Source organism: Achromobacter sp. RW408 (assembly GCF_003184165.1).
GTDB classification, from domain to species: domain Bacteria; phylum Pseudomonadota; class Gammaproteobacteria; order Burkholderiales; family Burkholderiaceae_B; genus Achromobacter; species Achromobacter xylosoxidans.
In genome coordinates this window covers 715,032-728,200 of sequence record NZ_QHHO01000047.1, presented here as the reverse complement: position 1 = coordinate 728,200, position 13,169 = coordinate 715,032, and the positions used below count along the sequence as shown (strand labels likewise).

The 13,169-nt window shown below is 69.5% G+C and carries 12 protein-coding genes; 4 read left to right on the top strand and 8 right to left on the bottom strand.

What is annotated here, in order from left to right; genetic code table 11:
- Together DK459_RS19480 and DK459_RS19475 are read right to left on the bottom strand one after the other, a co-directional pair.
- The coding region (locus DK459_RS19480; protein ID WP_110134986.1) for a tripartite tricarboxylate transporter substrate binding protein at window positions 1-731 on the bottom strand (731 nt) is incomplete at its 3' end.
- Between the two features lie 143 nt (window positions 732-874).
- Entirely contained in the window at window positions 875-1,717 is an 843-nt protein-coding gene (locus DK459_RS19475) for an alpha/beta hydrolase (RefSeq protein ID WP_230846589.1), read from the bottom strand.
- 83 nt (window positions 1,718-1,800) lie between these two features.
- Between DK459_RS19475 and DK459_RS19470 the strand changes: the two genes are divergently transcribed.
- The 3 genes from DK459_RS19470 (at window position 1,801) to DK459_RS19460 (ending at window position 4,718) form a co-directional block, all read left to right on the top strand.
- Complete coding sequence (locus tag DK459_RS19470; RefSeq protein ID WP_020925264.1) at window positions 1,801-2,700, top strand: LysR family transcriptional regulator; 900 nt, start codon at window positions 1,801-1,803, stop codon at window positions 2,698-2,700.
- Between the two features lie 188 nt (window positions 2,701-2,888).
- Window positions 2,889-3,395, top strand: a complete 507-nt coding sequence (locus DK459_RS19465; protein ID WP_006388624.1) for a hypothetical protein — start codon at window positions 2,889-2,891, stop codon at window positions 3,393-3,395.
- 129 nt (window positions 3,396-3,524) lie between these two features.
- On the top strand, window positions 3,525-4,718 hold the full coding sequence (locus tag DK459_RS19460) for an MFS transporter (RefSeq protein WP_053499876.1): 1,194 nt from the start codon (window positions 3,525-3,527) through the stop codon (window positions 4,716-4,718).
- Between the two features lie 73 nt (window positions 4,719-4,791).
- Here the strand turns inward: DK459_RS19460 and gltX are convergent, their stop codons facing one another.
- A complete protein-coding gene (gene gltX, locus DK459_RS19455) occupies window positions 4,792-6,198 on the bottom strand; it encodes a glutamate--tRNA ligase (RefSeq protein WP_006388626.1) in 1,407 nt (468 codons plus the stop codon).
- A 120-nt stretch (window positions 6,199-6,318) separates the two neighbouring features.
- Between gltX and DK459_RS19450 the strand changes: the two genes are divergently transcribed.
- The gene (locus tag DK459_RS19450) at window positions 6,319-8,760 is read left to right on the top strand and encodes a GNAT family N-acetyltransferase (protein WP_110134985.1); all 2,442 of its coding nucleotides are present in this window, start codon (window positions 6,319-6,321) and stop codon (window positions 8,758-8,760) included.
- Between the two features lie 47 nt (window positions 8,761-8,807).
- Here DK459_RS19450 and DK459_RS19445 read toward each other — a convergent pair whose 3' ends face one another.
- The 5 genes from DK459_RS19445 to DK459_RS19425 form a co-directional block, all read right to left on the bottom strand.
- Window positions 8,808-9,500, bottom strand: a complete 693-nt coding sequence (locus DK459_RS19445) for an isochorismatase family cysteine hydrolase (RefSeq protein WP_006388628.1) — start codon at window positions 9,498-9,500, stop codon at window positions 8,808-8,810.
- Between the two features lie 9 nt (window positions 9,501-9,509).
- Window positions 9,510-10,346: an ABC transporter permease gene (locus tag DK459_RS19440; RefSeq protein ID WP_006388629.1), complete on the bottom strand. Its 837-nt coding sequence runs from the start codon at window positions 10,344-10,346 to the stop codon at window positions 9,510-9,512.
- Between the two features lie 3 nt (window positions 10,347-10,349).
- Complete coding sequence (locus DK459_RS19435; RefSeq protein WP_006388630.1) at window positions 10,350-11,162, bottom strand: ABC transporter ATP-binding protein; 813 nt, start codon at window positions 11,160-11,162, stop codon at window positions 10,350-10,352.
- The gene (locus DK459_RS19430) at window positions 11,162-12,169 is read right to left on the bottom strand and encodes an ABC transporter substrate-binding protein (RefSeq protein WP_024067695.1); all 1,008 of its coding nucleotides are present in this window, start codon (window positions 12,167-12,169) and stop codon (window positions 11,162-11,164) included. The genes DK459_RS19435 and DK459_RS19430 overlap by 1 nt, the downstream gene beginning before the upstream one ends.
- 315 nt (window positions 12,170-12,484) lie before the next feature.
- A complete protein-coding gene (locus DK459_RS19425) occupies window positions 12,485-13,162 on the bottom strand; it encodes an alpha/beta hydrolase (RefSeq protein WP_006388632.1) in 678 nt (225 codons plus the stop codon).
- Between the last annotated feature and the right edge of the window lie 7 nt (window positions 13,163-13,169).

Here is a 13,169-nt window from a genome sequence, read left to right as displayed (position 1 = left end):
GTCGACATGGTGGGGACGTCGGGCCAGGCGGGGTGGCGCTGGGCGGCGGTGACGGCCAGGGGGGTGAGGCCCTTGCCGTCGATCTGGCCCATGGCGGTCAGGTAGTCGACGAAGGCGAAGCCGATCTGCTTGCCGCGCAGGTCGGTGATGATCTGGGTGATGTTCTTGTAGCCGGCGGCGCCGATGTTGATGCCGGCGCGTTGCTTGAAGAGTTCGGACGGCACTTGCGAGGACGAGCTGTAGTAGCCGAAGAAGACTTCGCCGGGATGCTTCCTGGCGTACTCCACCAGTTCCGGCACGGTGCGATAGGGGCTGTCGGGGGCGACGATGCCGACGGTGCCGAAGGTGCCGAGCATGCCGACCTGCGCGAAGTCCTTTTGCGCGTCGTAGGGCAGGCGCTTGTAGAGGAACTGGTTGGCGGCGTGGGTCGAGTTGGTGGACAAGAGGAAGGTGTAGCCGTCGGCGGCGGCGTTCCTGGCGGCGTTGGTGCCGACGATGCCGCCGGCGCCGGGGCGGTCTTCGACGATGACGGTCTGGCCGGTCTGCTTGCCCAGGAACTGGGCGAAGGTGCGGGCGGTGAGGTCGGCGGCGCCGCCGGCGGCGGATGGCACGATCAGCGTGATGGGTTTCTCGGGCCAGCCGGCGGCGTGCGTGGTGGCGGCCAGCAGCAGGCTGGCGGCGGCGAGCGCATGGCGCAGGAAGGCGCGGGGCGCGAGGGCGGTGAGGGTCATGCTTGTCTCCTGGGGCGGCGGTGGCGCCGTCATGTTCTATGGCTTGCGGGGTGTGTCATGGCGCGCTCAGCGCGGGCCGGGTGGATCTGCTTGGGGTTCGTTGGCGGATGTCGATGGTGTCCGGCGTGGGCGGGCGTCGCGGGTCAGCCGAACTGCTGGCGATACCAGTCGAGGATCGCGTCCGCGCCAACCTGCCATTGGTCGCCGTACATCATGCAATGGGGTTGTCCGGCGAGGACGGCGTGGGAAAAGCCGAACAGGCGCGCGATCGCGTGGTCCTGGCCGGGGGGATGGCGGTCGTGGGTGTCCAGGCCGGCCTCCAGGCACAGCCCGGGAGCGGCAATGGCGGCGGGGTCGACGGGCACGCGCAGCAGGTAGCGGTCGTTGAGCACGCGCGGGCTTTCGGGATTCAGGCGTTGGGTGACGGCGCTGACGTCGCGTGTTGGCGTGGTGGCCAGGAAGCGGGCGCGGATCTCGCTGGCGGCGGGCGTGGCGCGCACGGCGTCGGCGGGCACCGGCGGCAGGCCCAGCGCGCCGGGCAGGTTGGCGGGCGGCGACGGCGCCATCAGCACCACGCCGGCAACGCGGCGTTGGCTGGCGGCCAGCAGCGCGGGCAGGGCGCCCATGCTGTGGCCCACCACGACGGTGGGCGCGTCCAGCAGGTCGAGCGCGCTGACGACGTCGGCGGCCAGGTCCGCGATGCCCGTGTCGACGAAGCCGGGCGGCTGCGGCAAGGGGCCGTGGCCGCGCAGGTCGATGGCGGCGCAGGCCAGGCCGGCGCGGGCGAAATGGTCCAGGTAGTGCGCGTAGCACCAGGCGCCGTGATAGGCGCCGGGCACGAGCAGCAGGCCGGGCCTGCCGTTGGGCGCGGCGGCGGTCAGCAGCCGGCCCTGGCCGGCAGCGCGGGCGGGCAGCCGGTCGGCGAGGCTGAAGTCGAGCGGATCGACGGCCTGGGCGCGGGCGGGGGAGAGAGTCGCGGTAGTCATTGCGGCCATGTTAAGTGCCGCCCTATGATGAGAAAACTTTATTTTTCCTATGATTTGATAAGTTCATCAAATCAGGTGTTCCGATGCCCGCCTTGCCCGAACTTTCCATTGCGCACTACCGCCACTTCCTGCTGGTGGCCGAATTGCGCAGCTTTCGCGCCGCCGCCGCGCGCGCGTTCCGCTCGCAGCCGGCGCTGTCGCTGTCGATCCGCGAAATGGAGCAGCGCCTGGGCCAGCCGCTGTTCGAGCGCGGCAATGGCAACGCGCTGACTCGGTTCGGCCAGGACTGCCTGCCGCTGGCGCGTGAACTGGTCGAGCACCACGACCGCGTGGCCGGGACGCTGGCGGGGCTGGCCGGCAACGAGGCCGGCACCCTGACCATGGCCTCGGTGGCGACGGTCGCGATGCACTGGTTGCCCGAGCTGGTGGCGGCCTATCGCGAGCGCTATCCGGCGGTGGCGCTGCGCCTGTTCGACGACAACTCGGAGGGCGTGGAACGCATGGTGCTGGCGGGCGAGGTGGAACTGGGGGTGTGCAGCCCGGTGCTGCGCGACCGGCGGCTGGCGTTCGAGCCGCTGCTGCGCGACGCATTCGGGCTGGTCTGCCATCGCGGCCATCCCCTGGCGGGGCGCAAGTCCGTGACCTGGCGCGAGATCGCCGGGCTGCCGCTGGTGGGCACGGTGGCCCATCGCCAATTGGCGGACCATCCGCAGGCCGCATTCATGATGGAGCGCCAGGTGTTCGTGTCGAACATGATGTCGCTGTTGGCGATGCTGGAGCGCGGCGTGGGCGTGACGGTGCTGGCGCGGTTGGGGGTGCCGCCGGATTCGCCTGGTCTGGTTTTCGTGCCGCTGGCCCGGCCGCGCATCGAGCGCGAGCTGGGCATCACCCGGCTGGCTGGCCGCCACCTGTCGCCGGCCGCCGCGCGCATGGAGGAAATGCTGCGCGCCAAGGCCGCGCGCGGTGGTCGCAGTGTCGCTTGAAACCAACGCATTTTTGCGCGTTGAGGCCTTAAAACACGGGGTTTTCGACAAGGACTGTTGCGCAATTGCACACGCCACCGATCGTCGTTGATTCTTCACCAGCGCATCTTTAGAGTGCGTGATGTTTGCTGCGCGGGGGCGTGCCGGTTTGAGCGGCGCGGCGCGTCGACAGACGTGTTGAGGAAGTCATGAGCAGTGTGTATTTGCGTTCGGCGGGCGTGGCCTGCGCCCTTCTGATCCTGGCCGGCTGCGCCGCCCGGAAACCCGCCTCCATCACCGAGGCCCAGCCGGAGGGCCCGCCCAAGCCGGCCGCGTGCGTACCGGCGAAAAGCGGCGATCCCATGATAGGCACCTGGTATTCGAACTCCAGGCCGAAGGGCGTCAGCGGTGACTTCCAGGCGCTCACGGTGCTGTACGCCGACGGCCGCATGGCCTACGAAACCCAGCTGAAGATCGGCCGCAAGACGCGCCCGGCGCTGCGCGAGACCGGTTGCTGGAGCGTGGTGGACGGCGTCTACACGATGCAGACCACGCAATCGAACGGCGAGATCGTCGACGCCGCCGATCCGATCTACGTCAACCGCTACCGTGTCGAGAAAGTCGAGCAGGCCAAGCTGACGCTGCGGGAACTCAAGAGCGGCGGCCAGGTCGTTACCGCGCGCCGCATGCCGCAGGGCTACCGCCTGCCGTATTGATCCCGGTCCGGCGGGCCCGGCCGGCAACCCGACGTTGCGCCGGACGGACGGAATGCGCCGGCCGGCGTCGCCAAGCGGGCGCGCCTGCGGTAAGGTGCGGACTTCGTCCTCCATCCCCGCCGGCCTTCCATGCCCGCCCTCTCTTCCGAAGCGCGCGCCATCGCGCTGCTCGCCCTGGCCGCTTTCGTCAGCGCCAGCGCCTTTCGTATCTGTGATCCCATGTTGCCGCAGTTGGCCGCCGAGTTCGGCGCCACCACTGGCCAGGCCGCGCGCGCGGTGACCGCGTTCGCCGTGGCCTACGGCGTATTGCAGATGTTCTTCGGCCCGGTGGGCGACCGCTACGGCAAGTATCGCGTGGTCAGCGTGGCGACGTTTGCCTGCGCGCTGGGCAGCGCCGGCGCGTTCGTGGCCGAGTCGCTGGACGTGCTGGTGTTCTGCCGCGCCCTGTCGGGCGCGGCGGGGGCCGGCATCGTGCCGCTGTCGATGGCCTGGATCGGCGACACCGTGCCGTACGAAAGGCGCCAGGCGACGCTGGCGCGCTTCCTGACCGGGACCATCCTGGGCATGGCGGCCGGACAACTGGCCGGCGGCCTGTTCGCCGACACCCTGGGCTGGCGCTGGGCCTTCGCGGCGCTGGTGGTCGGCTACCTCGTGGTGGGCACGCTGCTGCAGCTGGAGGTACGGCGCCAGCGCGCGCTGGGATTGGGCGTGGTCGACCCCAACGCGCCGCGCCAGGGCTTCGTGGCGCAGGCGCGGCTGGTGCTGGGCACGCCCTGGGCGCGGGTGGTGCTGGCCACGGTGTTCATCGAGGGCCTGCTGGTGTTCGGCGCCCTGGCGTTCGCGCCGTCGTACCTGCACGAACGCTTCGATATCTCGCTGACCGCGGCCGGCGCCCTGGTGGCGGTGTACGCCGTGGGCGGGCTGCTGTACACGGTGGTGGCGGGCCGCGTCCTCAAGCGCCTGGGTGAACGTGGCCTGGCGGTCGCGGGCGGGCTGGTGCTGGGCGTGGCGTTCCTGTCGTACCTGCTGGGGCCGGTGTGGTTGTGGAGCCTGCTGGCCAGCGTGCTGGCGGGCTTCGGCTACTACCTGCTGCACGCGACGCTGCAGACCAACGCCACCCAGATGGTGCCGTCGGCGCGCGGCACGGCGGTGGCCTGGTTCGCGTCCTGCCTCTTCATGGGGCAGGCGGCCGGTGTGGCGCTGGCCGGCTCGGTGGTGGACGAGGCCGGCGCGGCGGCGCTGTTCGGCGGCTCGGCCGTGTTGCTGCCGCTGCTGGGCGCGTTCTTCTCGCGGGCCTTGAAGGCGCGTCCCAAGGCCGCCTGATACACCCTCTGCGCGATGAAAAAAGCCCCGAACGGCCAGGCCGGACGGGGCTTTTTCGTGGGCGGATGACCGCTCAGATCGCGGCCAGGCGCTGGAGCACGACGTCCTTGCCCAACAGGGCCAGCACCGCGTCCACCGCGGGCGTCTGGGTCTGGCCGGTGACGGCCACGCGCAGCGGAATCGCCAGTTGCGGCATTTTCAGGCCGCGATCGGCCAGCACGGCCTTGATCAGCGCCGAGATGGCCTCGCGGGTCCAGTCGGTGCCCTGGGCGCGCCGGGCGAAATCGGCCAACGCCTCGCGCGCGGCGGCGGTCAGGTGCTGCTCGACCAGTTCCGGCGCGGCCGGCTTGAAGGCGCCGCAGAACAGCATGGCGCCGTCGGCCAGCTGTTCCAGGGTCTCGGCGCGGTCCTTGAGCAAGCCCATCACGCCCGGCAGGTCGATCTTTTCCGGATGGCCGCCGCGATGGGCGACGCGCGGCGCCACGCGTTCGGCCAGTTCGGCGTTGTCCATCTGCTTGATGTAGTGGGCGTTGACCCAGTTCAGCTTCTTCGGGTCCCACTGCGAGGCCGACTTGGACAGGTGGCGGGTGTCGAACCATTCCACCAGCTGGTCGCGGCTGAAGAGTTCGTCGTCGCCGTGGCTCCAGCCCAGGCGCGCCAGGTAGTTGATCATGGCCTCGGGCAGGTAGCCCTCGTTGTCGTACTCCATGACATTGACCGCGCCGTGGCGCTTGGACAGCTTTTCGCCGTCCGGGCCGAGGATCATGGGCACGTGGCCGTATTCGGGCAGGGTGGCGCCCAGCGCGCGCAGGATGTTGATCTGGCGCGGGGTGTTGTTGACGTGGTCATCGCCGCGCAGCACGTGGGTGATGCCCATGTCCCAGTCGTCCACCACCACGCAGAAGTTGTAGGTGGGGGTGCCGTCCGGGCGCGCGATGATCAGGTCGTCCAGCTCGGTGTTGTCGAAGCTGATGGGGCCCTTGACCATGTCGTTCCAGGCGGTGGCGCCGTCCTGGGGATTCTTGAAGCGCACCACCGGCTTGCGGCCTTCGGGCACCGGCGGCAGGGTCTTGCCGGGCTCGGGGCGCCAGGTGCCGTCATAACGCGGCTTGTCGCCGCGGGCGCGGGCGGCCTCGCGCATGGCCTCGACTTCCTCGGGCGAGCTGTAGCAGTGGTAGGCGGTGCCGGCGGCCAGCATCTGCGCCACCACTTCGCGGTAGCGGTCCATGCGCTGCATCTGGTAGAACGGGCCTTCGTCCGGCTGCATGCCGAGCCAGTCCATGCTGTCCAGGATGGCCTGCACCGCTTCCGGCGTGGAGCGTTCGACGTCCGTGTCTTCGATGCGCAGCACGAAGGTGCCCTTGTGGTGGCGCGCGAAGGCCCAGGAGAACAGCGCGGTGCGGGCGCCGCCCAGGTGCAGGAAGCCCGTGGGCGAAGGCGCGAAGCGGGTACGGATGGGGGAGGAGGCGTTGGAAGTCATAGGTGGCAATGATAGCGGCTGCGGCGCCGCGAATGCGGCGTCGGACTGGCCCGGATCAAGCGGATGGCGGGGTTGTCTTGTTACGATGGACGCTATTTTAGATTAGTGCCTGTTCCCGCCATGCTGCGACACGCTCTTGCCCCGATGTTCGAACCCGGTTCGCTGGTGATCGTCGCCGATCGGCCGCTGCCGGCGGCGGCTTCCCTGTCGCCTGCGCTCAAGGCGAAAACCACGGTGGTGGCCTGCGAAACCGGCGCCGCGCCCGATCTGCCGGACACGCTCCAGGGCCTGGCCGCGGGCGAGCGGCCCGACCTGGCCCTGGTTTGCGTTTCGCCCGCCGTGCTGCCCGAGACCCTGCGCCGGCTGTCCCCGCTGGCCCCGCGCTCGGTCATCCTGTTGCCGCACGAGCTGCCCGACCCGTATCCGCGCGGCACCCTGGCGCTGTGCCGCGCCTGGGCCGAGGAGAACCGCTGTGAACTGCTGGGGCCGCGCTCGTTCGGCGCCCAGCGCCCGCATGCCGGCCTGAACCTGAGCCAGCATCCGGTGCTGGCGCGCGCCGGCCGCGTGGCGCTGCTGGCGCAGTCGCGCTCCATCATGGCCGCCGTCATGGACTGGGCCGAGGACGTGCATATCGGCTTTTCCACCGCCGTGTCGCTGGGCGACGAGGCGGTGGTGGGCCTGTCCAAGGTGCTGGACTACCTGGCCAGCGATCCTCGCACCGACAGCATCGTGCTGTACCTGGAAGACGTCGGGCCGGCGCGCGAGTTCATGAGCACGCTGCGGGCCGCGGCCAGCGTCAAGCCGGTCATCGTGCTCAAGGCCGGCCGCGCCGACACCGACAGCGCCGACGCCATCTTCGACGCCGCCCTGCGGCGCGCCGGCGCGGTGCGGGTGCGCTACTTCGTGCAGCTGTTCTCGGCGGTCAAGGTGCTGGGCTACACGCGCCGGCCCAAGGGGCGGCGGGTGGCGCTGATCTCCAACGGCAGCGGGCCTCCGCAACTGGCCATGGACCTGATCGGCCCGGACGCGGCGGTGCTGCGCGCCGAGCTGGCGCCGGCCACGCAGCGCGCGCTGGCGGCGATGCTGGAGCCGGACGCGGCCAGCGCCAATCCTGTCATCACCTACGTGCCGCTGACGCCGGAACGCATCCGCGCCATCCTCGACGTGGTGCTGGACGACGCCGGCGTGGACGGCGTGCTGGTGCTGCTGGCGCCCGACGCGCTGGCCGACATGCCGGCGGTGGCGCGCGAGCTGGCGCAGATCGCGCCCAAGGCCAGAAAGCCCGTGGTCACCTGCTTCATGGGCGACGCCGGCATGCGGCCGCTGCGGCGCATGCTGGACGACGCCGGCACCTCGGCCTTCCGCACGCCCGAGTCCGCCGCCGACGCCTTCGGCGTGCTGGCCACGCACCACTACAACCAGCAACTGCTGTTGCAGACCCAGCCGCCCGAGCCGGCCACCCACGTGCCCGACCTGGCCGCCGCGCGCGAGATCCTGGCGCGGGTGCGGGCCGATTGCCGGCGCGAACTGAATACCTCCGAGGTCCGCGCGCTGCTGTCCCTGTTCTATGTCCCCTTGCGCGACATGCCGCTGGACGTGGCGGCGGCCGAACCGGAATCCCGCCCCATGGCGATCCGGGTACGGCGCGATCCGCAGTTCGGGCCGGTCATCCGCTTCGGCGCCGGCGGCCCGGACGCGGTGTTGTCGCAATCGGACCGCGGCATCGACCTGCCGCCGCTCAACGGCTTCCTGGCGCGCCAGATGATCGAGCGCAGCCGGCTGTGGCGCCGGGTGCTGGCGCCGCGCGTCGGCCACCTGGCCGCCGAGGCCTTGCAGCAGGCGCTGGTGCTGGTCTCGGAGATGGTGTCGGAGCTGCCGGACATCGAAACGCTCGACATCGACCCGCTGTATGCCGGCGAGACCCATCTGCGCGCCGGCGGCCTGCGCATGACGCTGGCCGAGAAGCCGGGCTGCGAAACGCCCCAGACCGCCGGTTATCCGCACATGGCGATTCACCCGTACCCGGCGCGCCTGGTGCAGGTGCGCCGCTTCGCCGATGGCATTCCGTGGGTGCTGCGGCCGATCCGCCCCGAGGACGGCCAGCCGCTGCAGGATTTCATCCGCGGCCTGTCGGAACGCTCGCGCTACATGCGCTTCGTGTCGATGATGCGCGAGCTGACGCCGCGCATGGTGTCGCGCTACACCCAGGTGGACTACCACCGCGAGCTGGCGCTGGTGGCCGCCACCCAGGTGCCCAACCCGGCCAACCGCGGCCATCCGCACGAAGTGCTGGTCGGCTTCGCGCACTACCTGCGCAACCCCGACGGGCGCGGCGCGGAATACGCGCTGGTGATCGGCGACGACTGGCAGCGGCGCGGCCTGGGCCGCCAGCTGATGACGGCGCTGATCGACGCGGCGCGCGAGCAGGGGCTGGAATACATCGACGGCCTGGTGCTGTCGACCAACCGGCCGATGCTGGCGCTGATGACCAGCCTGGGGTTCACCAACGATCCGGATCCGGAAGACCCGACCATGCGGCGGGTCTGGTTCAACCTGCGCTGAGCGCCGCGGCCGGCGCGTGCCGGCGCCCGGCCGCGGCCATGCCGGCTTCAGGCCGTCTTGCGCGCGGCCTGCGCCGGCCGCAGCCGCGTCGACACCTCGTCCACCGACAGCACGTCGCCGAAGAACAGCAGCCAGCCGTGCAGGGCGTTTTCGTGTTCGGCCGGCGTGACCGCCGCCAGCGCGTCGTCCACCATGATGGTGCGGAAGTCGCGCATCATGGCGTCGCGCGCGGTCGATTCGCAGCAGACGTTGGTGACCGTGCCGGCGATCAGCAGCGTGTCCACGCCGCGTCCGCGCAGCAGCGGCTCCAGTTCCGACGATCCCGTGGCCATGGCGCTGTAGAAGCGCTTGGTGACGCGCAGGTCGCTGTCGGCCGGCCGCAGGTCCGGATGCAGGGCGAAGCCCGGTGAGTCGCGGCGCAGGGTCTCCAGGCGCCGGGCGCTGCGCTCCGGCGTCAGCATCACGCCATGGTGGTGCGACCAGAAGGCATCGGCATTGTCGGAGGCGGTCTGCACCCAGACCACCGTGCCGCCGGCCGCGCGCACCGCGTCGCACAGGCGGTTGACCGGCGCGATGATGCCGCGCGCCGCCGCGCATTCGCCCTGGTAACCGGGCAGCGTGAAGTACTGCTGCATGTCGATCACCACCACCGCGGTGCGGGCGCCGGGCAGGTTGTCGTAGGGATGCAGGCAGCCCTGGCGGGCGATGACGCGGTCCTGCACCCATTGCGGAATCTGCATGGCGGCTCCTTATCCGTAGCGCCGCGCCACGGCGGCTTCGATGCGGTACACCACCAGGTACATGACGCTGGAGATCAGCGCCAGCATGGCGATGGCGGTCATGACGATGTTCAGCTTGAAGACCTGGCTGCCGTTCATGATGAGAAAGCCCAGGCCCGAGTCGGCCGACTGGAATTCGCCGACGATGACGCCCACCAGCGCCAGGCCGATGTTCATCTTCACCGCGGCGATCAGGGTCGGCACGCTGCCGGGTAGCACCACCTTGGTCAGCACCTGCCAGCGGCTGGCCCCGAAGGTGCGGGCCAGCTTGACCTTGTTCAGGTCGATGGCGCGAAAACCGGCGTACACCACCATGATGGTCACGAACACGGCGATTGCCACGGCCATGCCGTAGACCGCGTAGTCCGACCCCAGCCACAGGTAGAAGATCGGCACGAAGGCGATCTTGGGCATGGCATTGGCCACCACCAGGAACGGATCCAGCACCTTGTACAGGAAGTCCGACCACCACAGCGCGGCGGCGACGATGATGCCGATCACCATGCTGAGCGTGAAGCCCACCAGCGTGGCCGACAGCGTGGTGGCGATGTGGCGCGCCAGGTTGCCCTGGCTCCACAGTTCCAGGAAGGTCGGCCACAGCGCGCTCGGATAGCTGGTCAGCAGCGGGTTCAGGATGTGCATGCGCGGCAGGATCTCCCAGGCGCACAGGAACACCACCAGCAGCAGCGCCTGGGCGATGCGGATGTGGCGGCGGCGGGCGCGGTCGCGCCGCAGGTAGTCCAGGTACTTCTGGCTGGGCGCGGGCACGGCGCGCAGCGGCACGGTGTTGGCGATCGGTGCGTTCACGGCTCAACCCTCCACATGGACGTCCAGCTCGTCCCAGAGCTGCTTGAAGTAGGCATTGAATTCCGGCCGCGAGCGGGCCTGGAACGGCGTGGGGCGCGCGCCGTCGCCGTAGTGGATGCGGTACTGGCTCTTGAGCCGGCCGGGCCGGCGCGACAGCACGATGACGCGGTCGGTCATGGCGATGGCCTCGCCGATGTCGTGCGTCACCAGCACCACCGTCTTGCCCTCGCGCCGCAGGATGTCGACGACCTCGTCGGAGATCGCCAGCCGGGTCTGCGAATCGAGCGCCGAGAATGGCTCGTCCAGCAGGATCACGTCGGGCTCGGTCACCAGCGTGCGCGCCAGCGCGGCGCGCTGGCGCATGCCGCCCGACAACTGGCGCGGCGTATGTGACAGGAACGCGCCCAGTCCGCACTTTTCCAGCAGGTGCACGGCCCGCGCCTCGCTGCGTGCGTCGCGCCGGCCCTGGATCTCGGCGCCCAGCATGACGTTATCCAGAATGGTGCGCCACTCGAAAAGATAATCCTGCTGCAGCATGTAGCCGATGCGCGGATTGGGTTCGGTGACCGCCTGGCCGTCGATCATCACCGTGCCCGAGGTCGGCGCGTGCAGGCCGGCGATCAGCGACAGCAGCGTGCTCTTGCCACAGCCGCTCTGGCCGATCAGGCTGACGAATTCGCCCGGCGCCAGCGCGAACGACACCTGCGACAGCGCTTCGGTCTCGCCTTCAGGCGTGAAGTAGCTCAGGCAGACATCGCGCAGTTCGATCTTGGCGGTGGCCGGGTCCGGCTTGAGGTTGTGGACGACGGCGCTCATCACGGCACCTTCCTGGCGAAGTCCGCCACCACCACATCCTCGTATTTGACCCGGGCGCCGTCCTTCATCACCGCGCTGGCGACCAGCATGTCCTGCAGCTGGTTCATGGCCTCGGCCGTCACCAGCGGCGTGGTCTTCCAGATCTGGTACTGCTTGTAGCGCTCGATCGCGTCGGTCACCGCGGCCGCATCCATGCCGGGGAAGTAGCTCATGATCTGCGGCGCCAGCGTGGCCGCGGGCGTGTCCTTCACGTACTTTTCCGCGCGCGCCACCACGTTGGTCCAGGCCTGGATCACCTTGGGGTTGTCGCGGATGTACTTGTCGGTGGCGGTGAAGACCGTGTAGTCCACCTGGCCGACCTCATGGCCGACCGAGGCCACGATGTAGCCCTTGCCGTTGCGCACCAGCTCGCCGGCCTCGGGTTCCAGGAAGATGCCGTACTCGCCCTGGCCCGCCATCCAGGCGCCGGCGCGGGCGGGGATGCCGATGTTGTTGAGCAGCTTGACGTCCTTCTGCGGGTCCAGGCCGTGCTTGCGCAGCGCGGTCTCCAGGAACACGATGGGGTTCGACCCGGGCCGAAAGCCGATCACCTCCTTGCCCTTGAGCATGCTCCAGTCGAACTTCTCGACCGGCTTGCGCGCCAGCAGGAAGAAGCCGTCGGTGGCGGTCAACCCGGCGAAGATCTTCGGCTTGACCGGCGATTCGCTGTTTTGCACGTAGATCGAGGCCTCGGGGCCGATCAGCACGATGTCGGCGCTGCCCGAGAGCAGGGCGGTCATGCCCTTGTCGGTGCCCTGCGAGGTCTTCATGGACACGTCCAGCCCGGCGTCCTTGAAGTAGCCCTGCGACAGGGCGACGTACTTGGGCACGTACAGGATCGAGCGCACCACCTCTTCGTAGCGCACCTTTACCGGGGGATTGAGGGCTTCGCCGTGGCTGGCGAACGGGGCGAGGACGGCGGCAAGCAGCGCCGCCGCTGCCAGGCGAGGCAATGGCAAGGGCTTCACGGGACTTTCTCCTGCGTCTGAATGCCTCGCCGAAACCCGGCGCGACACGGCCAATGGGATGGATCGACTGCAACAACAGGGAAGCCCGAGGCGATTGCGATCGGGCCGATACGGCTTGGATTGAATACTATATTCAACCTAGGCGAGCAGCAAGCGTTTTGGTATTGTCGTTTTTCTCTATGGACGAGCGAAGCCGCGCCCCGGAAAATTCGGGGTTGGAATACCACTTGGTATACAAAGCAGGGAATCCCCGTGCGAACGGCCCGGAGAATCCGGACCCGGGGGAGGGTGGCGGCGCGGCGCGCGCCGCCGGAGTTACACCAGCACCTGGTTCAGAAAGCGCGAGATGTCGGCCACTTCCTCGGCGCAGACCGAATGCGGCATGGGGTAGGTGTGCCAGCGCACGTCGTAGCCCAGCCGTTCCAGTTCGGCCCGCGAGGCCTCGGCGCGCGGCAGCGACACCACCGGGTCATACAGGCCGTGGGCCAGGAAGATGGGAGTGCGCTGGTTGGCGGGAGCGCGCTCGGCCTCGGCGCTGTCCAGCAGCGGCAGGTAGCCCGACAGGCCCATCATGCCGGCCAGCTTGTCCTGCAGACGCAGGCCGGTGTGCAGGGTCATGGCGCAGCCCTGCGAGAAGCCCGCCAGCACGATGTTCGAGGTCGGGATGCCGCGCGCGTTCTCGCGCGCGATCAGCTTGTGGATCGCGGCCTCCGAGGCGCGGATGCCCTTGGCGTCTTCCACCCGCACCAGATCCATCACCAGGATGTCGTACCAGGAACGCATCGCCATGCCATTGTTGATGGTGACGCGCTGCACGGGAGCGTTGGGAAATACGAAGCGCACGCCCAGGCCGGCCGGCAGGTCCAGTTCCGGCACGATGGGCGCGAAGTCGTTGCCGTCGGCGCCCAGGCCGTGCAGCCAGATCACGGCGTGCGTGGGATTGGAGGCGGTTTCGATCTCGATGCAATCGAGCAGGTCGGTGGGGGCGTTCATGGACGGC

What these genes read in the sequence shown, in the direction of transcription:
- DK459_RS19475 (WP_230846589.1), bottom strand. Translation starts at nt 1,717, where the DNA reads ATGACTACCGCGACTCTCTCCCCCGCCCGCGCCCAGGCCGTCGATCCG.
- DK459_RS19465 (WP_006388624.1), top strand. Translation starts at nt 2,889, where the DNA reads ATGAGCAGTGTGTATTTGCGTTCGGCGGGCGTGGCCTGCGCCCTTCTG.
- DK459_RS19445 (WP_006388628.1), bottom strand. Translation starts at nt 9,500, where the DNA reads ATGCAGATTCCGCAATGGGTGCAGGACCGCGTCATCGCCCGCCAGGGC.
- DK459_RS19450 (WP_110134985.1), top strand. Translation starts at nt 6,319, where the DNA reads ATGCTGCGACACGCTCTTGCCCCGATGTTCGAACCCGGTTCGCTGGTG.
- DK459_RS19470 (WP_020925264.1), top strand. Translation starts at nt 1,801, where the DNA reads ATGCCCGCCTTGCCCGAACTTTCCATTGCGCACTACCGCCACTTCCTG.
- DK459_RS19460 (WP_053499876.1), top strand. Translation starts at nt 3,525, where the DNA reads ATGCCCGCCCTCTCTTCCGAAGCGCGCGCCATCGCGCTGCTCGCCCTG.
- DK459_RS19435 (WP_006388630.1), bottom strand. Translation starts at nt 11,162, where the DNA reads ATGAGCGCCGTCGTCCACAACCTCAAGCCGGACCCGGCCACCGCCAAG.
- DK459_RS19425 (WP_006388632.1), bottom strand. Translation starts at nt 13,162, where the DNA reads ATGAACGCCCCCACCGACCTGCTCGATTGCATCGAGATCGAAACCGCC.
- gltX (WP_006388626.1), bottom strand. Translation starts at nt 6,198, where the DNA reads ATGACTTCCAACGCCTCCTCCCCCATCCGTACCCGCTTCGCGCCTTCG.